This is a genomic window from Gordonia metallireducens (assembly GCF_021245825.1).
GTDB lineage: Bacteria > Actinomycetota > Actinomycetes > Mycobacteriales > Mycobacteriaceae > Gordonia > Gordonia namibiensis.
In genome coordinates, this window is the sequence record NZ_JAJQJP010000041.1 from 146,366 (window position 1) to 172,999 (window position 26,634).

Annotated in this window: 8 protein-coding genes; 6 read left to right on the forward strand and 2 right to left on the reverse strand. The window is 66.9% G+C overall.

What is annotated here, in order from left to right:
- Positions 1-8: 8 nt before the first annotated feature.
- Complete coding sequence (locus LQD00_RS17055) at positions 9-401, reverse strand: GNAT family N-acetyltransferase (RefSeq protein WP_232718315.1); 393 nt, start codon at positions 399-401, stop codon at positions 9-11.
- 4 nt (positions 402-405) lie between these two features.
- Positions 406-870 carry a phosphoribosyltransferase gene (locus LQD00_RS17060; RefSeq protein ID WP_232718325.1) on the reverse strand — a complete coding sequence of 155 codons (465 nt, stop codon included), beginning with the start codon at positions 868-870 and terminating at the stop codon, positions 406-408.
- A 208-nt stretch (positions 871-1,078) separates the two neighbouring features.
- Between LQD00_RS17060 and LQD00_RS17065 the strand changes: the two genes are divergently transcribed.
- The 6 genes from LQD00_RS17065 to LQD00_RS17090 form a co-directional block, all read left to right on the forward strand.
- Positions 1,079-2,464, forward strand: coding sequence for an ATP-binding cassette domain-containing protein (locus tag LQD00_RS17065; protein WP_232718316.1), 1,386 nt, complete (start codon positions 1,079-1,081; stop codon positions 2,462-2,464).
- 5 nt (positions 2,465-2,469) lie between these two features.
- Positions 2,470-3,285, forward strand: coding sequence for an ABC transporter permease (locus LQD00_RS17070; protein WP_232718317.1), 816 nt, complete (start codon positions 2,470-2,472; stop codon positions 3,283-3,285).
- A complete protein-coding gene (locus LQD00_RS17075; protein WP_232718318.1) occupies positions 3,282-4,175 on the forward strand; it encodes an ABC transporter permease in 894 nt (297 codons plus the stop codon). Before LQD00_RS17070 ends, LQD00_RS17075 begins: the two co-directional genes overlap by 4 nt.
- Before the next feature lie 434 nt (positions 4,176-4,609).
- The gene (locus tag LQD00_RS17080) at positions 4,610-12,652 is read left to right on the forward strand and encodes an amino acid adenylation domain-containing protein (RefSeq protein WP_406567049.1); all 8,043 of its coding nucleotides are present in this window, start codon (positions 4,610-4,612) and stop codon (positions 12,650-12,652) included.
- Entirely contained in the window at positions 12,649-22,572 is a 9,924-nt protein-coding gene (locus LQD00_RS17085) for a non-ribosomal peptide synthetase (protein ID WP_232718319.1), read from the forward strand. The genes LQD00_RS17080 and LQD00_RS17085 overlap by 4 nt, the downstream gene beginning before the upstream one ends.
- Before the next feature lie 16 nt (positions 22,573-22,588).
- Positions 22,589-26,634 (forward strand): non-ribosomal peptide synthetase (locus LQD00_RS17090; protein WP_232718320.1); only part of this gene is annotated, 4,046 nt, incomplete at its 3' end.

Here is a 26,634-nt window from a genome sequence, read left to right on the forward strand (position 1 = left end):
GCGATCCGTCAGGGCTGCTGATCCCGGAGCCAGGCCAGGACGTCGCGCGTGACCGGTCGCGCGGCATCGGCGTACTCCGGATGCTTCTTCAGGAACGCCGCAACGAGGGGGCAGACCCCGACGATGACCAGCCCGCGCGACCGGGCGTCGTCGAGTGCCTCTCGAACCAGGATCGTCGCGAGTCCCCGGCCACCGAACTCCTCGGCGACCTCGGTGTGGAAGAAGACCCGTTCGGTGACCGCGCCTGAGTCATCGGCGCGGTCCCGGTACTCGGCGAAGCCCGCTACGAGATCACCGTCGGACGTCCCTTCGACGGTGATCTCGTAGCGTCGGGCAGAGCCGTTGTCGCGTACCGACGTGGTTGCACCGGTCTTGTCGGTGGTCTGCTCGTGTTGGGTCACGGTGTCACCTTGCCATGATCGGCCCCTCTGCGGACCACGGGAAGTTGATCCACTTGTCCGTCGTACGCCAGGTGTAGTCGGGAACCGTGATGGTGTACGGCTTCTTGTACAGAACGGCGTTGCGTACCTCCGCGACGCGGCCCTGCTCCTCACAGAAGTCGTTGACCAGCTTGAGAGTCTTCCCGGTGTCCGCCACGTCGTCGACGACCAGCACCCGCTGGTCGGTCAATCCGCTCGACTCGAGCAGGGAGGGCAGCATGACCGGCTCCGAGAGGGTCTCTCCGACGCCGGTGTAGAACTCCACGTTCAGCGAGATCATCAACTTGCAGTCGAGCGCGTATGCGATCGCGCCGGCGGGGATGAGGCCGCCGCGCGCGATGCCCAGGATGATGTCGGGCGCGAAACCGTCGTCGACGACCTGTTGGGCGAGCTCGCGGCAGGCGACGCCGTTGAGCTCCCAGGACAGGATCTCTCGCTCGGTGTCAGAAGGGGGGCATGAGGAGACTGTCCCAGAGCACGGCCGGCGGCGCTGCGTTCGGGCCCGAAATCGGACATGTGTCCGCCAGTCCAGAGACACGACAGTCACCGGGTGATTGCCAACCCTGGGATGGATAGGCTGGTATGGGTCCGGGTCCGAAGCTCGGAGTCGCAGCGTAGGTAATCGACTGAAAGAAGAGATGCCCGTGGCCTCTGGTCAGCAATCCTCCGATGAGATGCGCCAACCTCGGCATCGGCGACCCGAAGACGATCTCCCGACGGACGATCGGACCGCGCCGGCAGCCGCCGAGAACGACCCAGACGCCGTTGCGGCGAAATTGCGGGAATGGCGCCTGGAGAACGAGCGGAGGAACGCAGCCACCGGCACGCGAGAGAGTACGACACCGGTTGTGGACGCAGCGACCACCTCGGAAGAGGACGAACCAGCGCATCTCGTGCAATCGGCGACATCCGCCGGTTCGGGTGTCGAGACCGCAACGCGGGTGACTGGCCTCGACGGCAGCGATCGACCTGCCGAAGACGATCTGCAACTGCATGTTCACGCCCCTCAACAGTCGGCGACGATGGTTGCCGACGCGAGTCCTGCTGATGTTCGCGAGTCGGGACGCCTTGCACCGACCGGTGCGGCTGCGATCGATGTGAGGAACCTGCAGAAGCGCTTCAAGGACACTCTCGCCGTGCAGGACGTCAGCTTCACAGTGCCGGCCGGCAGTATCGTCGCGCTACTCGGACCCAACGGTGCCGGCAAGACGACCACTGTCAACATGCTGTGCACGCTCCTGAAGCCGGACGGTGGCTCGGCAACCGTCAACGGGCACGACGTCGTCGCCGAATCCGCCGCAGTCCGTCGGTCCATCATGCTGACCGGGCAGTTCGCCGCTCTCGACGAGGCGCTGACGGGGCGCGAGAACCTGATCCTGTTCGGTCGCCTGCTCGGGCTCTCCAAGTCTGCTGCCCGGGCCCGTGCAGACGAGTTGCTCGAGACGTTTTCGCTGGTCGAGGCCGGCGGCAAACGTGTCGGGCAGTACTCGGGCGGCATGCGGCGGCGTATCGACATCGCCTGCGGACTCGTCACCTCGCCGAAAGTGGTCTTCCTCGACGAACCGACCACCGGTCTCGATCCCCGCAGTCGTCTCGAGGTGTGGTCGTTGGTCGGACGACTCCGCGACGAGGGCGTCACCATCCTGCTCACCACGCAGTACCTCGAAGAGGCCGACGTCCTGTCCGACAACATCATTGTCATCGACAAGGGACGCGTGATCGCCCAGGGAACCTCCGACGAGCTCAAGGAGGCCACCGGCGCGGCGTACTGCGAGGTCACCCCCGCCCGTGCCGCTGATCTGCCGCAGCTGTTGGACGTCCTGGCCGATCTCGTCCCGGAGGGCGCGGCGCACACCGACGATCACGCGGTCTCCGTTCCGGCGCCACGCGGTACGGAGACGCTGGTGGAAGTCATCCGTCGCACCACCGAAGCCGAGATCGAACTCTCCGACGTCGCGATGCGACGCCCTTCGCTCGACGAGGTGTTCCTGGCGTTGACCGATCCCGATCGCAGCGGGAAGTAGGCGTCATGTCGGTGTCCGAAGTCGGCTCCTTGTCTGCGTCCGCAGGCGTACCCGCAGAAGCCCGAACCCGCCCGCTGCAACAGTGGTGGGCGCTCACATTGCGTGGTGTCTCCAAGGTTTTCCGCAACGGTGAGTTCGTGTTCGCGTTCGTTTCCCCGGTCTTCCTCGCAGTGTGTTTCTATCTGCCCCTGAGTAGCCTGATGGATTCGTTCGGCGTGAGCTACGGACAGTTCTTGATGCCCATCATCGTGCTGCAATCCGTGGGCTTCGCCGCATCGTCGGCCGCGATGCGCTCGTCTTTCGACGACACCCAGGGAATCAACACGCGTTTTCGCGTGCTGCCGATGCCGGTTGCGGTTCCGATGTGTGCGCGGCTGGCCACGAATGTGGCCCTGCTCGTCGTGTCCTTGATCTGCGCGACAGTTGCCTGCGCCGCCATCGGGTGGCGCCCGATGGGTGGACTCGTCGGCACAGTCGGTCTCTACACCGTGGCGTTCACCGTCGGTGTTCTCATCGCCCTGCTGGCGGATGGGATCGGCCTGGTGGCAGGCAGTCCAGAGGCGACGAGTCAGGCCATGATGCTCCCGACCCTCATCCTGGGGATGATGTCGACCGGCTTCGTGCCCGTCTCGCAGTTCCCCGAGTGGATTCAGCCGTTCGTTCGCAACCAACCCATCTCTCAGTTCGTGAACGTGATGCGCGCCACGGATTATGGGGCGCTGAGCTGGGAGATCCTCCAGCCGACGATCCTGTGGTGCATCGGGCTTCTCGCAGTCGCCGTGCTCCTCCTCGTGATGGGTAGCCGGAAGGGTCGTTCATGAGCGCGCCTCACGCCGACAGCGGCGCAACGACGCTGCAGACCGAACCGTCGACGATTCAGGGGGACCCGCACGCCGAATCCCCTGCCGCAGGTGCGATCAGCGTTCATCCCGAAGGCTCGATCCGCGCCTGGTGGAGCCAGAGCCTCGCACTGACCGGGCGCCAATTGCTCGTCTTCGTCCGCGACGTCCCGACGCTTCTGCAGTCGCTGATCGTTCCCGCGTTGAGCATGCTGATGTTCAAGGTCGTGCTCGGCGACGCTGTCGGACGAGCAACCGGCCAGGACAGCGCCTACGGCACGGTTCCGCTGGTGATCCTCGTCGGCGCGATGTTCGGGTCGATCGCGTCGGCCACACGACTCAACCGGGAACGGTCAACCGGGCTGCTGGCCCGCTTGTACGTCCTGCCGATCAACAGGGGCGCCGACCTCACCGCCCGCGTGGCCTCCGACTTGACCCGAGTGCTGGTCACGACGCTGCTGCTGCTGGCCGCCGGGCACCTGATCGGCTTCCGCTTCACGCAGGGCGTCGGACCGGCCATCGGTCTGGTGCTGGTCGCGTTGGCCTACGGTGCAGCGTTCGGGATCATGACGCTGGCGCTGGCCGTCAACGCGGCACCGGGTGCGCCGATCGTGCCGTACCTGGGGCTCTTCTCGAGCCTGTTGATGTTCTTCAACTCGGGGTTCTCGCCACTGAGCGCATACCCGGATTGGTTGCAGCCGATCGTGGCGAACCAACCGATGACGCCGGCCATCGATCTGATGCGAGCGCTCGCGGTCGGCGGCCCGATCGCGGAGAACCTCCTCAAGGTGAGCATCTGGACGGTTGCGCTGCTGGCGCTGTCGATCTACCCGGCGCTGCGCGGATACCGGAAGGCCGCAACCGCCCGGTGAGGCCATCATCGACCGGTCGTTCGCATCCGATAACGTGTTGAGCGTTCGATCGGTGGGTACACCGCGATGAGAGCAGGGTTCGAGGCACGTGCCGCAGGCAGGTCAACGACTCGAACGCTCGGTCTCGACTGTCGGTTCCAGGCCCGCCGATCTGCTGAAACCGGATGTGAACACGGCGAGCCGCCCTGCTCGCACACAAACGCGTGGAAAGCTGATGTCATTGCCGAATGTAACGATGAGGAGGGTTCGGGCCGATTAACAGAAGTGGTGCCTGCTCGGTTGCTGGAGTGATTTTCCGGGCATTTCCGAGCGTGCCACAATCGCAACCTGGAAAAACAGCCTAGTTTTGGTGTTTGTGGGACGAAATCTATCGGTCGTATCAGGTCTAATCGATAGAACCGAGGCAGTCGAAGCAGTGAGGAGTGTCAGCGTCCGTGGCGACCGCCGATAACAGCGACAGCGCGAACGTTGTCGGAAACAACATCACTGAAGTCCTGCCTCTCACCGCGGCACAGCGAGGAATGTGGTTCGCCGACACCCTGTCGCCGGATTACTCGGTGAACATCGCCCAATACGTCGACATCCGCCACGAACCCGGCGGCTTCGACATCGACCTCCTCGAACACTGCTGCGTCGAGGTCGGCAAGACCCTCGAATCCCCGTATGTCCGTCTCACCGAGATCGACGGGGTTCCGATGCAGTACGTCGATCTCGAATTCGACCAGCACGTCGACATCATCGATTTCCGCGGCGAAGCCGATCCGGTCGCGGCCGCGATGGCCTGGATGCAGGCCGAATACCGGCGTCCCGTCGACCTCATGAACGACCAGCTGATCGTCATCGCGATATTGCGGGTCTCCGACGACCGGACGTTCTGGTACAACCGCGCCCACCACATCATCATCGACGGTTACGCAGCGCTGTCGATCATGCGACGCACCGTCGACCGCTACAACGCGATCCGGCGCGGTGAAGAGCCGAAGGACAGGACACCGGCCACGATGGCCGAGATCGTGGCCTACGAGGACACGTATCAGGCCAGCAGCCGCCGCGACACCGACCGCGCGCACTGGTTGTCGCGTGTTTCGGATCTGCCCGAACGGGTGACCCTCGCCCACGGTGCCGGCACCGCCCCGCTCTCGTTCGACAACGTCGTGGCCGGTGGCGACCTGCCGGTCGCCCAGCAGCGGCGCCTCGAATCGCTTGCCACCGAGTTCAACAGCTCACTGGCCGTCCTCATGTCGGCGGCCTTCGGTGCATTCCTGTCGCGGATGACCGGCTCCGACGACATCGTGATGACGCTGCCGGTGACGGGTCGGACCACCGCGAAGATCAAGGCCTCCGGCGGCATGGTCTCGAACGTGCTGCCGATCCGACTGCGGGATGTCCCGGCGAGTACGGGCCGGGAACTGGTCGCCGCAGCTCAGCTCGAGCTGACCGGCGCGCTCCGCCATCAGCGGTACCGGTCCGACGACATCCGCCGCGACGCCGGATTCGAGGCGAACTCGGTCTCGTTCGGCCCGACCATCAACATGGTCTTCTTCGACGACCAGGTCGCCATCGACGGCACGACGATGGACTACCGCATCCTCACCTCGGGCATCCTCGAGGACCTGCTCATCAACCTGTACCAGTCGAGCCCTGACGCGCCCCTCGTCGTCGATCTGCACGGCAATCCATACCTGTACTCCGAGGCCGAGATCGCGTCGCATCATCGCCGGTTCCTGGCTTTCGTCGAGCATCTCTTCGACAACGTCGACGCCCCGATCGATTCGATGCCGGTCCTGCTCCCGGGTGAGGACGCCGAACTCGATCACTTCGAACGCGGGCCGCGCACCGACTGGACCGCGGCGCAGGCCGGCAACCACACGCTTCTCGACCTGTTCGCCACGCGTGTGGCCGAAAACCCCGATGCGCCGGCGATCGTCACCGACGACGCCGAGTTCACCTACCGCGAGTTCGATGCGAGAAGCCGTGAGCTCGCAGCCGCCCTGGTCGAGGCGGGCGTACGACCCGGTGACAAGGTGGCAGTACTGGTCGAACGCGGCGTGGAGCAGGTCATGGCCGTGTACGCGACCCTGATGGCCGGCGCCGCATACGTACCCGTCGACGTGGAGCAACCCGAGGACCGTCGGAGCCTGATCCTCGACACCGCACAACCGACCGTGGTGATCGACCGCGAGTTCCTCGCGAACGCCGGTTCCTCAGCGGCCGATGCATCGTCTCGCCGGCTTCCGGTGGACGAGGGCAGCATCCGTCCGGACTCGGCCGCCTACGTGATCTTCACGTCCGGTTCGACCGGTGTCCCGAAGGGCGTGCAGGTCTCGCACGGTGCCGTCGTCAACCGACTGGCGTGGATGCAGGACCACTACCGCATCGGCCCTTCCGACGCCGTTCTCTACAAGACGCCGATCACATTCGACGTCTCGGTCTGGGAGTTGTTCTGGCCCTTGCAGATCGGCGCGCGAATGGTGGTCGCCCGCGCCGGTGGGCACCGGGACCCGGCCTACCTCCGCGACACCATCGTCGAACGCGGGGTGACCACGCTCCACTTCGTGCCGTCGATGCTGGACGTGTTCGTCGAAGTGGCGGCGACCGGCGAGCCGGCGATCCCGGCCACGGTCCGACGGGTCTTCACCTCCGGTGAGGCGCTGCCGGCGAATCTCGCGACCCAAGTGGTCGAACACTCGGATTCGGAGTTGGTGAACCTCTACGGTCCCACCGAAGCGGCGGTCGACGTCACCGAGTATCGCGTCGGTGGTGGGGAAGTCCACATGCCCATCGGGCGACCGGTGGCCAACACCGACACCTATGTGCTCGACTCCCAGCTCCGTCGGGTGCCCGTCGGGGTGGTCGGCGAGTTGTACCTCGCCGGTGCTCAGCTCGCGGACGGGTATCTCGGCCGTGGCGGGCTGACTGCCGAGCGGTTCGTGGCCAATCCGTTCGACGCCGGCACCCGGATGTACCGGACCGGAGATCTGGTGCGGTGGAACGCAACCGGGATGCTCGAGTACCTGGGGCGCACCGATTTCCAGGTCAAGATCCGTGGACAGCGCGTCGAACTCGGCGAGATCGAGTCCGTGCTGTTGGCCGAGGGATCGGTCTCCGCGGCCGTGGCGATCGTCCGCACCGACGCCGGCGGCGCCGCAGTCGTCGCCTACGTCAAACCCCGCGACACCACGATCCCGGCCGAGGTCATCGTCGACCGGCAGATGCGTGCCGCGCGCAACGGCCTTCCCGCACACATGGTTCCGTCCGCAGTGGTCGTTCTCGAGGCCTTCCCGGTGAACGCCTCGGGCAAGCTGGACCGACGCGCGCTCCCCGCGCCCGCTTCCACCACGGCTGCCGAGCGTGTCTACGTGGCTCCCCGGTCGGAGATCGAGGAAAAGGTGGCCGAGATCGTCGGTGACGTCCTCGGTGTCGAGCGAATCGGCATGCGGGACAACATCTTCGCTCTCGGTGCCGACTCCCTGGCCGCGGCCCGGCTGGCGTCGAGGCTGCGAAAGCAGTACTCGCGGGCAGTCGCGCTGGGCGACATCTTCAACAGCAACGACGTCGGCGAGCTGGCCGCCGCCATCGCCGATGCCGCGGTGGTCGAGGCGCGGCCGCCCCTGCGTCGGGGTACGCGGCCGGAGACCATCCCGGTCTCGTACTCGCAATCCCGACTCTGGTTCATCAACCGGATGGATCCGTCTTCGGGGACCTACAACATGCCCGGCGCGGTCCGCATGCGCGGCGACGTCGATGTCGACGCACTGCGCGCGGCGGTCCGTGACGTCGTGATCCGGCACGAGCCGCTGCGTACTCGCTTCCCGTCGATCGACGGTGAGCCGATCCAGGAGATCGTCGACGTCGCCGACGTCGAGGACCAGGTACGGCTCAGCGTCCACACCACGACCGAGGCCGATCTCCTCGACGCCGTCGCCGCGCAGGCCGCGGCCGGTTTCGACCTCGTCTCGCAGGTACCCTTCCGTGCCTCCCTGTTCGAAACCCCCGCTGACGGCCACGTGCTCCTGGTGGTCCTCCATCACATCGTCGGCGACGGCGCGTCGCTGCGCCCCCTGATCGTCGACCTCCTCGCCGCCTACGGGGCCCGGGTCAACGGACTGGCGCCGGCCTGGGAACCTCTCCCGGTCCAGTACGCGGACTTCGCGGTGTGGCAACGCGACATCCTCGGTTCGGCCGACGACGAGAATGCCCGCATGGCGCGAGAGCTCGCCTACTGGAGGGATCAGCTGGCCGGCCAGCCCGAGCTGCTGGCGCTCCCCACCGATCGGCCCCGTCCGCAGATCCCCACGGGGAGAGGCGGTTACGTCGACGCAGAGATCTCGCCGGAGCAGTTCGCAAAGATCCGCTCGCTGGCCGGACGTTTCGGCGTCACCACGTTCACCGTCCTGCATGTGGCCTTGGCGGCCGTCCTCGGCCGGCTCGGCGACACCGACGACGTGTCCATCGGTACCGCGGTCGCCGGGCGCGACGAACCCGAACTCGCCGACCTCGTGGGCATGTTCGTCAACACCGTCGTCCTGCGGTTGAACATCCGCCCGGGTGATTCGGTCGCCGAACTGCTGGATCGCGCACACCGTGCACGTACCGGCGCGCTCGAGTACTCCCAGGTGCCGTTCGAGATGGTGGTCGACGAGGTGTCGCCCAGCAGGTCGCGCGCCCACAGCCCGCTGTTTCAGGTCGGTTTCACCTTCCAGCGCGATTCGTCGGCCGTTCTCGCCCAGACGGGGGAGTTCGACGTCCTCGACATCCGGATCCCGTCCGCGAAGTACGACCTGTCGGTGACCGCCACCGAGTTCGCCGGTACGGGTTCCGAACGTGTGGCGCTCGAATTCTCCTACGCCACCGATCTCTTCAACCGGTCGACGGTGGAGTCGATGGCCGAGGCGCTGACCATGCTGCTCGATCAGATGACGTCCACCCCCACCGAGGCGATCGGCCGGTTCGACATCGTGCCCGCTGCCGATGTTCGGGAGCTGACCGCCGAGCCCGCCGGTCGGACGCCGGTGGTGTTCGCCGATCTGCTGGGGACGTGCTCGCCCGGTTCGGCGACACCGGTACTCGTCGCCGGCGAGAAGATCACCCCGGATGTCTTCGACGCTAGGACCAATCAGCTTGCGCGGGAACTGATCTCGCGGGGAATCGGACCCGGCGACGTCGTCGCCATCAGTGCTCGCCGATCGGCGCGCTCGGTGCTGTGCACGATCGCGGTGATCCGTTCCGGTGCCGCCTTCGTCACGATCGATCCCATGCACCCGGCCGAGCGCCGATCCGCGATGGTCAGCGACAGCGGCGCGCGCGTCGGACTGGCCACCGCGGATGCCGGGGTCGACGCGATAGACAGCGGTGCGGAGTGGATCATCGTCGACGACAGCGAGACCGAGTTGCGTCTCGCCGGCCACCCCATCGCCCCGATCGGAGCGGGTGAACTCGTCCGACCCACACGCGTCGACGAGATGGCGTACCTCATCTACACCTCGGGTTCGACGGGCAAGCCCAAGGCCGCTGCGGTGAGCCATCGCGGTCTGGCGAACCTGATGGCGAATCAGCGTGAGATCCTGAGGCTCGACGAGACCTCGCGGGTACTGCACGTAGCGTCCCCGAGCTTCGATGCGTCGGTCTTCGAGCTGACGATGGCCTTCGGGTCGGCCGGTCAGCTGGTCGTCGCCGACCCGGACACCTACGCCGGCGACCAGCTCGAGCAGCTGATCGCGGAATCCGGTGTGACACATGCGGTCATGACGCCGTCGGCACTGGCGACCCTGGAGCCGGCAGCGGTGCCGTCGCTGACCACGGTGCTGAGTGCGGGCGAGGCATGCCCGCCGGAACTGATGCGCCGCTGGGTGTCCGCGGGTCGCCGGTTCTTCAACCTCTACGGCCCCACCGAGACGACCATCTGGGCCACCGCGGACGGACCGTTCTCGCCCGCCGACGACATGACGATCGGAACGGCGGTACCCGGAGTCGGGGCCCTCGTCCTGGATCGCGGACTGCGGCCGACCCCGGCCGGGGTGGTCGGCGAGCTCTACCTCGTGGGCGATCAGCTGGCCATCGGTTATCTGGGCCGCCCCGGTCTGACCGCCGAGCGGTTCATCGCGAACCCGTACTCGAACGGGACGCGGATGTACCGGACCGGTGACCGGGTCGTCCGTCGTGCCGACGGGCGGTTGATCTATCACGGCCGCGACGATTTCCAGCTGAAGGTGCGCGGACTCCGCATCGAGCTCGGTGAGGTCGACAACGCGTTGATGTCCCACCCGGATGTCGCCAACGCGGTCAGCCTCGGTGTGCCCGGACCGGCCGGCGAAGACGTTCTGGTGGCGTATGTGACCGCGACCGACGATCGCTCGCCGATGCCCGAGGCGCTCACCGAGCACGTCACGCAGCTCCTGCCGCGCTACATGGTCCCGCACACGATCGTCGTGGTCGACTCCTTCGAACTGACCAACGTCGGCAAGATCGACCGCACCAAGCTGCCGCCGGTCGACTTCAGCGCGAGCAAGGACTTCGTCCCGCCGCGGACGCAGCTCGAAGCCATCGTCGCCGAGGTCTTCGCCCAGGTGCTCGGGGTCGAGCGGGTCAGCGTGCACGACGGCTTCTTCGAGATGGGTGGCAACTCGCTGTCGGCCACCAAGGTGTCCGCACGTCTGTCGGCGGCGCTGGACCGGCAGGTCCCAGTGAAGGCGATCTTCGAGTCCGCAGATGTGGCCCGGCTCGCCGAATACATCACCAACAGCCTCTCCGGTCACTCGGCGGTACCGCTGATCGCGCGTCAGCGCGCCGAGATGGTCCCGGTGTCCGCCGTTCAGCGTGGTATGTGGCTGCTCAGCCGCGCCGATCCGAAGTCCCCGGCCTACAACGTCGCCCTCGCTCTCGAGCTGCGCGGCCGGTTGGACGTCGACGCACTGCGCGCCGCGGTGGACGACCTGCTCCGCAGGCACGAATCGCTGCGGACCAGCTACCCGATGATCAACGGCGAACCGATGCAGATCATCAGCCCACCCGACGAGGTCGCCGGCCTCGACGTGACCCCGGTACCGGTCTCGGGGAGCGTGGCCGACGCCATCGCGGCCGTGACCGGCCGCGGGTTCGACATCACGACCGCCCCGCCGGTCCGCCTCGCCCTGCTGCGTGTCGACGAGGACGAGCACGTGGTCGTCTTCGTCGTGCACCACATCAGCGCCGACGGCGCCTCGATGGCGCCGCTGGCCCGCGACCTGATGATGGCCTACGCAGCCCGCCACGACGGGCTCCCGCCGACGTGGGCGCCGCTGCCGGTCCAGTACGCAGACTTCACCCTGTGGCAGGCCGAGCGGCTGGCGACCACCGACGACCACGGTGTCACCGAGGCGCAGCGCCAGCTCGACTACTGGCTCGACCGCCTGTCCGGGGCCCCCGAGACCATCGATCTGCCGACGGATCGGCCCCGGCCGAGGACGCCGTCGTACGTCGGCGATCAGGTGGAGTTCGAGATCCCCGAGGATCTCGCGCGGTCCCTGGAGTCCGTCGCACGCGCGAACAACACCACGATGTTCATGGTCACCCATGCCGCCTACGCGGTGCTGTTGTCGCGTCTGAGCGGACGCAACGACCTCGTGATCGGCACGCCGTACGCCGGACGTGGCGAACAGGCGCTCGACGAGGTGGTGGGCATGTTCGTCAACAGCCTCGCGTTGCGGACCCGGATCGACCACGGGGAGAAGTTCAGCGATCTGCTGTCCCGGGTGCGTCGTGATGACCTCGCCGACATGGCCAACACCGACGTCGCCTTCGAGACGATCGTCGCGAAGATCCTGAGTGCGCCGACTACGTCCTACAATCCGTTGTTCCAGGTGATGTTCGCCTTCCAGAACATCGACTTCCCGTCGCTCGAACTCGGCGACGTGGTCGTGTCACCGGTGGCCGAGGGGATCATCCCGGCCAAGGTCGATCTGCAGTTGAATCTGTACCCGAACGACCCGGCAGCGGCCGGACACAACCCGGGAGCCGGCGCGATGAAGGCGCAGCTCGTCTACGCTACCGATCTCTTCGATCGGTCCACGATCGAGGTCATGGCGCAGCGGTATCTCGGAATCCTCGAAGCCGTCGCCGCCGACGCCGAGTGTATCGTCGGGGACATCGTGATCCTCACCGCTGATGAGCAGGCCGAAGCCGTCGATCCGGTTCCGGCAGACATCCGACTCACCGATCTCGTCACCATCGCCGGCGATACCGATCCCGGGGCGATCGCCGTGGAACACGACGGCGTGAGCGTCGACTTCGGTCAACTGGCGGACATGGTGAGAGCAATGGCGGCCGCCCTTCCGGGATCGGACTCCGACGCCACGCTCACGATGGCACTGATGAGTGTGGTGCCCAGTCTGGCCGCAGGTGGTCCGGCCGCGCTCGACGAGGTTCTGAGCGGCCTGCGCTCCAACGCCTCCGCGATCATCGATCTGTCCACCGCTTCAGAAGGAAACAACAGGACGTGACCGTCGACTCTGACGCCGCTGACATCTCGCGTGGTTGGGGCGCTCGGCCGTCCACCCTGCAACTGATCGCACATGCCGCGTCGGTCGCTCCTGCGCAGACCGCGTTCGAGGGCAAGTCCGGCCCGGTTCCGTTCGCCGCACTGAACGCGACGGTCTCGATGACCGCGGGAGTTCTCGCGGCGCAGGGGATCGACACGGAGGCGGCGGTGGGAGCCGCCGTCACCGGTCAGTTGTCGCTGGCAGGACTCGCGCCGAATGAGATCGCCACGACGACGAGTCGCGTCGTCGAGCAGATCCGGACCGCGGCGTGGGCACTGGCCGGAACCTCCGATTGGGAGTCGCTGCCGGGTCTGTTCCGCTCTGCCGCGCATCGGTTCGCGGATCGCGTCGCGGTGTCGGCGTCGGGCCGGTCGCTGTCCTATGGCGAGCTCGATGCTCGCTCGGACGCGGTGGCCGCCGGGCTCGCCGCCCGCGGGGTCGCCGCCGGTGACCTGGTCGGCATCGCCACCGCCCGGACGGTCGACCTCATGTCCGCGATCCTCGGTGTGATGAAGGCCGGGGCCGGGTACCTGCCGCTGGATCTGGGTAACCCGGTCGAACGCCTGTCGTTCATCGTCGCCGACGCCGAGGTGGCGGTGGTCATCGGCGATGCGTCGTCGGCCGATCACGCCCTGTGGGATCGCCTCCCGGACGGGGCGATGGTCGTCGACGTGGAGGCTCTCGCGGCCGAACCTGTCGCCTCCACGGACCTGGTGCGGGTGCCCGCGGACTCGCGGGCGTACGTCATCTACACCTCGGGGTCGACCGGGCGGCCGAAGGGCGTCGAGATCACCCATCGTGACGTCGTCACCCTGATCGACGCCGCGGCAGACGATTTCGAGTTCTCCGCCACGGACGTGTGGACGATGTTCCACTCGTATGCGTTCGACTTCTCGGTGTGGGAGATGTGGGGCCCGCTGCTCTCCGGGGCTCGGCTGGTGGTGATCGATCGCGACCTGGCACGGGATCCACGAGCATTCCTGGACATCCTGGTGACCGAACAGGTGACGGTGCTGAGTCAGACCCCGTCGGCGTTCTACCAGTTGATCGACGCTCGTCGGGGCGATCGGCGCGAACTGGCGTTGCGGTACGTGGTGTTCGGCGGCGAGGTGCTCAGTTTCGATCAGGTCCGCCGCTGGTACGACGAGAACCCGTCCGACACCGCGCAGCTGGTGAACATGTACGGCATCACCGAGACCACCGTGCATGTGAGTTTCCGTGCGCTCGACCGGGATTCGGTCGCCGGCACCGACGCGTCACTGATCGGCCGACCGCTGACCTCCTTGGGTATCCACATACTCGACGAGCGGTTGAACCCGGTACCGCAGGGCGTGCCGGGCGAGATCTATGTGACCGGAGGCCAGTTGGCCTCCGGCTACCTGAAACGGCCGGGTCTGTCGGCCTCGCGATTCGTCGCGAACCCGTTCGCCGATGACGGCTCCCGGATGTACCGGACCGGCGATCGCGCCCGGCGGGTCGGTGACGACATCGAGTATCTCGGCCGTAACGACGCGCAGGTCCAACTGCGCGGTTTCCGGATCGAGTTCGGTGAGATCGAGGCGGCGTTGCTGGCCGCGATGCCGGAGGCGGCCGCAGCAGCCGCTCGGGTGATCGAGGACCCGGACCGTGGTGACCAGCTGGTCGGTTACCTCGTGGTGGCTCCCGGCGAGGACGTGGACGCCGCCGTGGTCAGGTCGGCGATGGCCGCACACGTGCCCGGGTACATGGTTCCCGACGCAGTCGTCGGCGTGGAACGCCTGCCGCTCACCGCGAACGGGAAGCTGGACCGAAAAGCACTGCCCAAGCCTGTTTTCGAGTCCGGTGTCGAGTACGTGCCGCCCGCGGACGACACCGAACGCGCGCTCGTCGACGTGTTCACGGCGGTACTCGGTCTCGAGGACATCAGCGTCACCGAGTCCGTGTTCGACGTCGGTGGCAACTCGTTGATCGCAGCCCAGATCGTGGGTCGGGCGTGTGAGGTCCTCAACGTCGACCTCAACATGCGCGATCTGTTCGATGCACCCACCGTCCGCGGCCTGGCAGCCCGGGTGAAGGATGCGGCGCCCGGTCTCGAGCCGATCACTCCCGCCGATCCCCGCCCGGATGTCATCCCGCTGTCGTTCTCCCAGCAGCGGATGTGGTTCATCAACCAGTTCGACCCGACGCTGCCGACGTACAACATCCCGGTCCTGCTCCGGATCACCGGACATCTCGACGTCGATGTGTTGCGTACCGCCGTCGCCGACGTGATCGCCCGCCAGGACGTTCTGCGAACGGTGTTCCCGGCCGCCGACGGTCGGCCGAACCAGGTCATTCTGCCGCTCGCACAGGCCGAATCGGTTCTCGACTGGACGGTCACCGACTCGCCGGAGGTCTTCGAATCCGCGGTCTCGGCCGGTTTCGACGTCACCGAGCAGATGCCGATCCGAGTCGCTGTGCTGCGCACCGACACCGACGAGACGATCCTCGGCGTGGTGGTGCACCACATCGCGGCCGACGGCGAGTCGATGCGGCCGCTGGTCGCCGACCTCCTCACCGCCTACACCTCGCGGGCCGAGCACCGCGAGCCCGACTTCGCGCCGCTCGAGGTGCACTTCGCCGACTACGCGCTCTGGCAACATCGCGTTCTCGGCGACGCGTCCGACCCGACTTCGTTGGTCGCGGGTCAGCTGCGCTTCTGGACGGAGCGATTGGCCGATCTCCCCGACGTCATCGACCTACCCACCGACCGGGAGCGGCCTCGCGTCGCGACCAACCGCGGTGACCAGGTCGCCTTCGACGTACCCGCCGAAGTCGTCGCACGCGTCGAGGACATCGCCCGGATCAGCGGCGCCACACCGTTCATGGTCGCCCACGCCGCACTGGCCGTGCTGCTGTCACGGGTGGCCGCCACCGACGACGTGGCCATCGCCACGCCGATCGCCGGTCGCACGCATGCCGTGGTGGAGCCGCTGGTCGGTATGTTCGTCAACACCCTCGTCCTGCGCACGGGTGTCGATGCCGGCAAGTCCTTTCTCGACTTCCTCGACGAGGTGCGGGCCGCCGATCTCGACGCCTTCGCCAACGGCGACGTCCCGTTCGAGACACTCGTCGAAACCCTTGCGCCCGTGCGCAGTGAGGCCTTCGCACCGCTCGCGCAGGTGATGCTGTCGTTCGATCCCGCGCGGTCGGCCCACAAGCTGGACGCGACGGTCGGCGGACTGAAGTTCACCGAGATCGATCCGCCGGTCATCCCCGCGCAGTACGACCTGACGGTCGGTCTGCATTCCCTCGACTCGGGTGAGTGGTCCGGAACGGTCACCTTCGCCACGGATCTGTTCGATCCGTCGACGGCTGCGCTCATCGGGCGCCGATTCGTACGGCTGCTCGATGCCCTGACCTCGACGCCACGGATGTCCGTCGGAGACGCGCCACTCATCTCCGAGGACGAGACGTCGACCGTTGCGTCCCTCGAGAACGGCTCGGCGACAATCGATTCGGCCATGTTCGCAGGACTTGGCTCGTTGGCTGACGGGTTGTCGCGTGCGGTGGCGGCGTACCCGGGTCGTGATGCTTTGGTGTTCGGGGATCGGAGTGTGTCGTTCGGTGAGTTCGGTGCTCGGGTGTGGGGGTTGGCGCGTGAGTTGATCGCGGTTGGTGTGGGGCCGGATGTTGCTGTGGCTGTGGTGATTCCGCGGTCGGTGGAGTTGTTGGTCGCGGTTCACGCTGTTGTTGCTGCTGGTGGGCAGTATGTGCCGGTGGATCCGGATGCGCCTGCTGATCGTGTGGAGTACATGTTGGCGACGTCGGGTGCTTCGCTGGTGCTGGTGGCCGGCGGGTTGCCGGTGCCGTCTGCGGTGGCGCAGGTCGAGGGTCTGTCGGTGCGTGAGGTGGATGCGTCGGGTTCGTTCGATGCCGGTGTGGGGCCGGTGTCGGATGCCGATCGTCGTGCGCGGTTGGGTGTCGATGATGCGTTGTACACGTTGTTCACGTCGGGGTCGACGGGGCGGCCGAAGGGTGTGACGGTGTCGCATCGGTCGGTGCTGAATCGGCTGGCGTGGATGGATGCGTGGTATCCGGTGTCGGGGTCGGATCGGGTGTTGCAGAAGACGCCGGTGACGTTCGATGTGTCGGTGTGGGAGTTGTTCTGGCCGTTGGTTGCCGGGGTTCCGTTGGTGATCGCGGAGCCGGGTCGTCATGGTGATCCGGAGTATCTGCGCGAGGTGATCGTCGATCGTTCGGTGTCGGTGGTGCATTTCGTGCCGTCGATGTTGTCGGCGTTTGTCGATGTGTTGGGTGATCGGCTCGGCGGGTTGACGTCGCTTCGGTATGTGTTTGCTTCGGGTGAGGCGTTGGCGCCGGCGGTGGCGGGCGGGTTGTTGTCGCGGTTGCCGGGTGTGGGTTTGCACAATCTGTACGGGCCGACCGAGGCTGCGGTTGATGTGACGGCGTATTCGGTGCAGGCCGGTGATGCGGTGGTGCCGATTGGTTCGCCGGTGCCCAATACGGTGACGCGGGTGTTGGATTCGCGGTTGGCGCGGGTTCCGGTGGGTGTGCCGGGTGAGTTGTATCTCGGTGGTGTGCAGGTGGCGCGGGGGTATGCGGCGCGTCCGGATCTGACTGCTGAGCGTTTTGTTGCTGATCCGTTTGGTGGGCCGGGGGAGCGGTTGTATCGGACCGGGGATCTGGTGCGGTGGAATGCTTCGGGTGAGTTGGAGTATTTGGGGCGTACCGATTTCCAGGTGAAGTTGCGTGGTCAGCGGCTGGAGTTGGGTGAGGTCGAGGCTGCGGTGGCGGCGGCGCCGGGTGTGGTGCATGCGGCGGCGGTGGTGGCTGAGTCTGGTGGTGGGCAGCAGTTGGTGGCGTATGTGGCGCCGGCTGATGTGGATGTGGAGGTGGTTGCCGAGTCGGTGGCGTCGGTGTTGCCGGGGTATATGCGTCCGTCGGTGTGGGTGCGGTTGGATGTGATGCCGCTGACGTCGTCGGGCAAGGTGGATCGTAAGGCGTTGCCTGCGCCGGTGTTCGAGGCTGTCGAGTATGTGGCTCCGGCTTCGGATGCCGAGGAGCGGGTTGCGGCGGTGTTTGCGACTTTGCTTGATGCCGAGCGGGTTTCGGTGACCGAGTCGTTCTTCGATTTGGGTGGTAACTCGTTGTCGGCGATGCGTTTGGTGGCGCGGGTGTCGGATGCGTTGGGTGTGCAGGTCGGTATCCGGGATGTGTTCGATGCGCCGTCAGTGCGGGATCTGGTTGCCGCGGTGGCCGATCGTCGTCCTGCTCTGCCGCCGGTGAGTCGTGTCGAGTCTCGGCCCGAACGGATTCCGTTGTCGTTCGCCCAGCAGCGCATGTGGTTCATCAACCAGATGGAACCGGAGCTGGCGACATACAACATCCCGGCCGTGTTCACGCTGTCCGGCGAGGTCGACGTGGACCTCCTGCGGACGGCGACCGTCGATGTCGTCGCCCGACACGAGATCCTCCGGACGACCTTCCCGGCCGTCGACGGTCTGCCGTACCAGCACATCGCCGAGCCCGCGGATGTTGCCGAACGCCTGGACTGGCGGGTCGTGGCCAGCGCCGACGAACTCGCGACCGACCTGCGTCGCGGGTTCGATGTCGCGCACGAGTGGCCCCTGCGTGCCCGCGTTCTGCTCACCGGTGACGGGCGGGCGACCTTCGCCCTCGTCGCCCATCACATCGCTTTCGACGGTCAGTCGTTCGGTCCGCTCGCGACCGATCTCTTCGCCGCCTACGAAGCGCGAAGCCGTGGCGCAGCACCGGAGTTCGCTCCTCTCGACATCCAGTTCGCCGACTACGCCCTCTGGCAGCGCGAGGTGCTCGGCGCGCCCGAGGATCCGGATTCGGTGCTCGGCGGACAACTCGCCTACTGGCGAGACCGACTCGCAGGCCTGCCGGATGTCCTCGAACTGCCCGCCGACCGGCCCCGGCCGCTCGTCGCCAGCCACCGGGGCGACGTGCTCACCTTCGGCATCCCCGCCGACATCGGCCGCCGCGTCGATGCCATCGCCACCCGGCACGGCGCGACGCGGTTCATGGTGTTGCACGCGGCGTTCGCGGTCCTGCTCGCCCGTCTGACGGGTACCCACGACATCGCGGTCGGTACGCCGATCGGTGGCCGCGGGCAGAGCGAGCTGGACGCCATGGTCGGCATGTTCGTCAACACCCTCGTGCTGCGAACCGAGATCGATTCCGCCAGCGGGTTCGACGCTGTTCTCGACCGCGTCCGAGCCGACGACCTCGATGCCTTCGCGCACGCCGAGGTGCCGTTCGAGTCGGTGGTCGATGCGGTCAATCCCGTTCGCTCCGAGGCCTTCTCGCCTCTGGTTCAGGTCATCCTGTCGGTCGATCCGATCGGCACCGACGTCAGCGGTGCCGCCACGGTCAACGGTTTGACGGTCGCCCCGGTGGACATCACCGAGGCCCCCGCCCAGGTCGATCTCAATCTGACCGTCTCCACCGGTTCTGCCGACGAGGACTGGTCGGGAATCCTGACCTTTGCCACCGATCTCTTCGACCGAGGAACCGTCGAAGAGATGTCCCGGTGGTTCCTCCGCCTGCTCGACGGTGTGCTCGCATCCGAGCAGACCGCCGTCGGGGACATCCGGCTCCTCGCAGCAGAACAGGATCAGGCACTGCTCGCCGGGTCCGTCGGGCCGGCGGCGTCCGCCGCGGAGGAGACGATCGCCGATCTCGTCGGTGCCCGCGTGGCCGACTCCGCCCAGTCCCTCGCGCTCGTCACGGGGGAGCGCACGCTGACCTACGGCGAGTTCGGACTCCGCGTCGCCGCGGTCGCCCGGACGTTGATCGCCGAGGGCGTCGGTCCGAACACGGCCGTCGGCGTCGTCATGCGCCGGTCTGCCGGCACCGTCATCGCGGTGCACGCCATCATGGCAGCGGGTGGCCAGTACGTCCCCATCGATCCCGACACCCCGGCCGACCGCGCGCGGTACATGGTCGAGACCGCCGGTATCGGACCGGTCCTCGTGGAGAAGGGACACCGGCCCGTCGAGGTTCTCGATGTGCTCGACGGACGGTCGCCGATCATCGAACTCGACGCCGATGCACCGCTTTCCGCAGACGCGGCCCCGCTGTCGCCTTCCGAACGACTCGCCACACTGCGTCTCGACGACGCCGCCTACACGCTGTTCACCTCCGGCTCCACCGGCAGGCCGAAGGGTGTGACCATCTCGCATCGGGCCGTCGCCAACTTCGTCGCCTGGTTCGATTCGCTCATTCCCGCCGGGCCCCAGAGGCTGCTGTTCAAGACGCCGCACACATTCGATGCGTCGGTCCTGGAGCTGTTCTGGCCGTTGACGGCGGGGCAGACGATGGTGGTCGCGGACGCCGAAGGTCACCGCGACCCGAACTATCTCGCCGACGTCATGGCCGAGACCGGCGTGACCGTCGCCCAGTTCGTGCCGTCGCTGCTCTCGGTGTTCCTCGACGTCGTCGATCGACCGGATCTGCTCACGGGGCTGCAGATGCTGTTCAGCGGCGGCGAAGCCCTACCTCCGGCGGTTCTGCGGCGGTTCACCGAGCGCGTGCCCCACGCCCGGGTGGTCAACCTGTTCGGTCCCACCGAGGCCGCCGTCTACACGATGTCGTCGGCACTCGACGAGCCCGTCGACGTCGTGCCGATCGGTCGACCGATGCCGAACACCACCGCCTATGTGCTCGATGATCGCCTGCACCCGGTCCCAGACGGGGTGGCCGGCGAACTCTACCTCGGCGGTGTCCAATCCGCGCGCGGTTACGCGGCCCGGCCGGACCTGACCGCAGAGCGCTTCGTCGCGGATCCGTTCGGGGCCCCGGGAGCGCGGTTGTACCGGACCGGTGACCTCGTCCGCCGACGCCGCACCGGCGATCTGGATTACCTGGGCCGCACCGACTTCCAGGTGAAGCTGCGCGGACAGCGACTCGAACTCGGTGAGGTCGAGTCCGCGATCGCCGACGCGCCCGGTGTCGTCCACGCCGCGGCCCGCGTCGTCGCCGGGCCGGGCGGGGACCAGCTCGTCGGCTACGTCGCCCCCGCGACCGTCGATCTCGATGCCGTGCGCACATCGCTCTCGGACGCGCTCGCCGAGTACATGCGCCCCACCGCGTGGGTGCTCCTCGACGAGATGCCGCTGAACTCCGCCGGCAAGGTCGACCGCCGTTCGCTGCCCGAGCCCGAGCTGGAAGCGGCCGAATACGTCGCTCCCGCTTCGGAAGCCGAAGAGGCGATCGCCTGCGTGTTCGCCGGGCTGCTGGGCGTGGAGCAGGTGAGTGTCACCCAGTCGTTCTTCGACCTGGGCGGCAACTCGCTGTCGGCGATGCGTCTGACGTCCCGGGTGTCGGATGCCCTGGGTGTCGAGGTGACGGTCCGCGATGTGTTCGATGCCCCGACGGTGCGCGAGCTCGCCGAAGCAGTCCGGGGGCGACGTGCCCCGCTGCCCCCGGTGGCCCGGCCGGAGTCGCGTCCGGGGAACGTCCCGCTGTCCTTCGCGCAGCAGCGGATGTGGTTCATCAACAAGTTCAACCCGTCGAGCGGGATGTACAACGTCCCGCTGATCCTACGGGTCGACGGTGGACTCGACGTGGCGGCATTGCGGACGGCGATCGGCGATGTGGTGGCGAGGCACGAGTCACTCCGCACGACCTTCCCGGACGTCGACGGTGAGCCCTTCCAGCTGGTGCACGACGTCTCGGAGATCGCCGAGCGGTTGGACTGGCGAGAGGTGCACTCTGCCTCCGACATCGAGGACGCCGTCGCAGCCGGTTTCCGACTCGGCCTCGAATGGCCGGTGCGGGCGCGTGTCTGGAAGACCGCCACGGACGAGCACGTGGTCGCGGTGATCATGCATCACATCGCCTCCGACCGGGAGTCGTTCGCACCACTCGTCTCCGACCTGGTCACTGCATATTCGGCCCGCTCGAACGGTCGAACCCCGGCCTTCGCGCCACTGGATGTGCAGTACGCCGACTTCGCGCTGTGGCAGCGCGACGTCCTGGGATCGCCGGAAGATCCGGACTCGGTGGTCGGTCGCCAGTTGGCCTACTGGGCGCGGCAGTTGGCCGGGGTGCCGGATGTCCTGGAGCTGCCGGCCGATCGTCCCCGCCCGACGGTGGCCTCCCACCGGGGCGCGGTGGTCTCGGTGCCGCTGCCCGCAGAGGTCAGTCTGGGCATCGAGGAACTCGCGCGCCGACGCGGCGTGACGCCCTTCATGGTTGTGCATGCGGCCCTGGCGGTGGTGCTGGCGCGGTTGTCGGCGACCGACGACATCGCGGTCGCCACCCCGATAGCAGGGCGGGGACAGCAGGCTCTCGAACCGGTGATCGGCATGTTCGTCAACACACTCGTGCTGCGGACGAAGGTCACGTCGCGGGGGCGTTTCGCCGATCTGCTCGACCAGGTTCGTTCGGTCGACCTGGAGGCGTTCGAACACGCGGATGTACCTTTCGAATCCGTCGTCGAGCGACTTCAGCCCGTGCGCTCGCAGGCGTTCGCGCCCCTGGCGCAGGTCGTGCTCTCGGTGATCGACCGGTCGGTCGACCTAGGAGCCGGCGTCGTCGACGCGGTCGCGAACGATCTGGCGTTCACGCCGCTCGAGCCGCCGGTCGTCCCGGCGCAGAACGATCTGTCCATATCGGTGGGCACCAATCGGGCAGGCGACGGCGAGGTCCGCGTGACCTACGCGACCGATCTCTTCGACGAACAGTCGGTGAGCCGGTTCGGCGAGAGGTTCGTCAGAGTTCTCGCAGAGGTCACGACGAATCCCGAGATGACGATCGGGGGTACTCGACTGCTCACCGACAGTGAACGGAATCAGATACTGGAGTGGTCCCGAGGCCGTCGGAGCGTGATCGGGTCTCCGACGCTCGTGCATCTGACGAGCCCTGCATGAGCCCGGTGGTCAACTGATGAGTAAGCGTACTGACAGTGAGGAATCGCGAAAGGTGTCGAAGGTGACCGATCCGGGCAACAGGTCAAGCCGTCCGGCAATCGTCCACGGCAATCGCGAGGTCAGTCGCCGCGAGTTCGAATCGCGAGTGGCGACGTTGGCACGTGAGCTCATCGCGCTCGGTGTCCGTTCGGAGGTCGCCGTCGGGATCCAGATGGAGCGCTCGATCGAGCAGGTCATCGCGATCCATGCAGTGATCACTGCCGGTGGCCACTTCGTTCCGCTGGATGCGCAACTCCCTGTTGACCGTTCCCGGTACATGGTGGCCACGGCAGGGGTCCGGTTGGTCGTCGTGACGGGCAGCGGCCAAGCCGAGGCGATGGAACGGTTCGGCGACCTCGCCGATGTCCACGTCTTCGACGGGACGGGTCCCGCCGGCGACGAATCACCGATCACCGACGCCGATCGTGCCGTGCCGGTGAGGCCGGACAACGCTGCTTTCACCTTGTTCACGTCCGGCTCGACAGGCCGCCCCAAAGCAGTGGTCATCACGCACGAGGGCGTCGCCAATCGACTCGAGGCGGATGCCGAACAGTACGACCTGTGTGACGAGGACGTCTTTCTGTACAAGGCGCCGATCAATTTCGACGTAGCGGTTCGCGAGGTGTTCCTGCCGGTGACGGTCGGGGCGACCATGGTGATCGCTGAACACGGCAGGCACGGCGATCCCGCCCACCTGGCGGATCTGATCCGTCGTCACGGCGTCACGATCGTGCACTTCGTGCCGGCCATGCTCGCCGCGTTCACAGAGGTCCTCGGGGCTCGAGTCGGGGAGTTGTGCTCTCTGCGGCTGGTCATGACCGGAGGCGAAGCCCTCACGCCACCGGTCGCGCGAGACCTGATTGCGTACCTACCGCAGACGCGGGTCCAGAATCAGTACGGTCCGGCCGAGGCATCCATCGTCGCCACCGTCCACCGAGTGACGCCGGACAGCCGGACGGTGCCGATCGGAACCCCCACGAGGTGGGTCGAAGCCTACGTTCTCGACGACTCGCTGGACATCGCTCCGGCAGGCGTGCCGGGCGAGTTGTATCTGGGTGGAAAACAGCTCGCCCGCGGATATGCCGGCCGAGCCGACCTGACAGCGGAGCGCTTCGTTGCCGATCCGTTCGGGGAGCCGGGAGCCCGCCTCTACCGGACCGGGGACCGGGCGCGCTGGAACACCGAGGGCCAGCTGGAATACCTCGGACGCAACGACTTCCAGGTCAAGCTACGCGGACAGCGCCTCGAACTCGGGGAGGTCGAAGCGGCGCTCGCCGCGGCTCCCGGTGTCTTGCACGCGGCCGCGACAGTGGTGGACGCACCCGGCGGGCAGCAACTGGTCGGCTATCTGGCCCCGGCCGACGTCGACGTGGACGCCGTGGCGGCCAGTGTGACCGCACGCCTACCGGAGTACATGCGGCCGACCACCTGGGTGCGCTTGGAATCCATGCCTCTGAACACATCTGGCAAGGTGGACCGCAGTTCGTTGCCGGCGCCGGAATTCGGTGCCGTCGAGTTCGTGGCTCCGGAAACATCTGAGGAAGCGGCCGTCGCCGCACTTTTCGCCGACCTGCTCGGGCTCGAGCAGGTGAGTGTCACCGAATCTTTCTTCGATCTCGGCGGAAGCTCCCTCTCGGCTGCCCGTATCGCGGCACGCGTCTCGGATGAACTGGGCTTCGAGGTGACGGTCCGGGACGTGTTCGACGCCCCGAGCGTGCGGGAGTTGTTGGGCGCCACCAGTAGCCGCGGTGCCGCGCTGCCGCCGATCACCGCGGTGGATCCGCGTCCGGATCGTATTCCGTTGTCGTTTGCGCAGCAGCGGATGTGGTTCATCAACAAGCTCGAACCTTCGAGCGGGATGTACAACATCCCGGCGGTGTTGCGGGTCCGTGGTGAGCTGGACCTGCTGGCTCTGCGTTCCGCAGTGGGTGATGTGTTGACGCGTCACGAATCGTTGCGGACGACGTTCCCGGATGTCGAAGGGGAGCCGTTTCAGTCGGTGCACGAGGTTTCCGAGATCGCCGAACGGCTGGATTGGCGGGAGGTGGACTCGGCCGGCGACATCGAGGCTGTCGTCGCAAGTGGATTCGCGCTGGAGCGCGAATGGCCTGTGCGCGTACGTGTCTGGAAGTCCGCACCAGGGGAGCATGTGGTCGCGGTGGTGATGCACCACATCGCCTCAGACGGAGAGTCCCTCGCACCTCTGGTGTCGGATCTCGTCGCTGCGTACCTTGCGCGGTCAGGCGGAGAGTCGCCGGTGTTCGCGCCTCTCGAGGTGCAATACGCCGACTTCGCGTTGTGGCAGCGTGCGGTGCTGGGTTCGCCAGACGATGCCGAGTCGGTGGTCGGTCGGCAGCTGGCGTACTGGACCGAGCGGCTCGCGGGTCTGCCGGACGTGCTGGAATTGCCGACGGATCGACCCCGACCGCCGGTGGCATCCGGTCACGGAGTCCGACGGCCTTTCCAGGTCCCGCCCCAGGTCACCTCGCGCGTCCGGCAGGTTGCTGATGCCCACGGGGTCACCCCGTTCATGGTGCTGCACTCGGCTCTCGCCGTGACCCTGTCCCGGCTCAGTGGTACCGACGACATAGCCATCAGTACGCCCATCGCGGGGCGCGGACGCGAGGTGCTCGACCCGCTGGTCGGCATGTTCGTCAACACCCTTGTGCTGCGGACAACGGTCGACCCCGGTGGCTCGTTCACCCAGTTGCTCGACCACGTCCACGTCGTCGATGTGGATGCGTTCGCCCACGCGGATGTGCCGTTCGAGTCGGTAGTCGATGCAGTCGCCCCCGTGCGCAGTGAGGCATTCGCACCGCTCGCGCAGGTGATGCTCGTCGCCACGCCCCGCTCCGCTGGGGTGCCGCGTTCGATCGAACTCGGGGAACTCGAATTCGCCCCCGTGGTCACCGAGGAAGTACCCGCGCAACGTGATCTCACTGTGAACATCGAGATCTCCCAGACCGGCTCGTGGACGGGTTCGGTGGTCGCGGCCGCAGATCTGTTCGATCCGTCGACGGTGGATGCCTTCGCGACTCGAATGGTGTCGGTTCTTGATGAACTGACGGCGGCGCCGACATCGCCGGTGGGAGACGTCGCGCTGATGTCGGACGATGAGGCGTCGGCTGTCGCGTCCCTGGAGTCTGGTTCGCCGACGATCGATTCGGCGGCGTTTGCCGGGCTTGGCTCGTTGGCGGACGGGTTGTCGCGTGCGGTGGCGGCGTACCCGGGTCGTGATGCGTTGGTGTTCGGGGATCGGAGTGTGTCGTTCGGTGAGTTCGGTGCTCGGGTGTGGGGGTTGGCGCGTGAGTTGATCGCGGTTGGTGTGGGGCCGGATGTTGCTGTGGCTGTGGTGATTCCGCGGTCGGTGGAGTTGTTGGTCGCGGTTCACGCGGTTGTTGCTGCTGGTGGGCAGTATGTGCCGGTGGATCCGGATGCGCCTGCTGATCGTGTGGAGTACATGTTGGCGACGTCGGGTGCTTCGCTGGTGCTGGTGGCCGGCGGGTTGCCGGTGCCGGCTGCGGTGGCGCAGGTCGATGGTCTGTCGGTGCGTGAGGTGGATGCGTCGGGTTCGTTCGATGCCGGTGTGGGGCCGGTGTCGGATGCGGATCGTCGTGCGCCGTTGAGTGTCGATGATGCGTTGTACACGTTGTTCACGTCGGGATCGACGGGGCGGCCGAAGGGTGTGACGGTGTCGCATCGGTCGGTGCTGAATCGGCTGGCGTGGATGGATGCGTGGTATCCGGTGTCGGGGTCGGATCGGGTGTTGCAGAAGACGCCGGTGACGTTCGACGTGTCGGTGTGGGAGTTGTTCTGGCCGTTGGTTGCCGGGGTTCCGTTGGTGATCGCGGAGCCGGGTCGTCATGGTGATCCGGAGTATCTGCGCGAGGTGATCGTCGATCGTTCGGTGTCGGTGGTGCATTTCGTGCCGTCGATGTTGTCGGCGTTTGTCGATGTGTTGGGTGATCGGCTCGGCGGGTTGACGTCGCTTCGGTATGTGTTTGCTTCGGGTGAGGCGTTGGC

Bases quoted from the DNA above. Each gene is read 5' to 3' on its own strand.
- LQD00_RS17065 (WP_232718316.1), top strand. From the start codon at position 1,079: ATGCCCGTGGCCTCTGGTCAGCAATCCTCCGATGAGATGCGCCAACCT.
- LQD00_RS17070 (WP_232718317.1), top strand. From the start codon at position 2,470: ATGTCGGTGTCCGAAGTCGGCTCCTTGTCTGCGTCCGCAGGCGTACCC.
- LQD00_RS17075 (WP_232718318.1), top strand. From the start codon at position 3,282: ATGAGCGCGCCTCACGCCGACAGCGGCGCAACGACGCTGCAGACCGAA.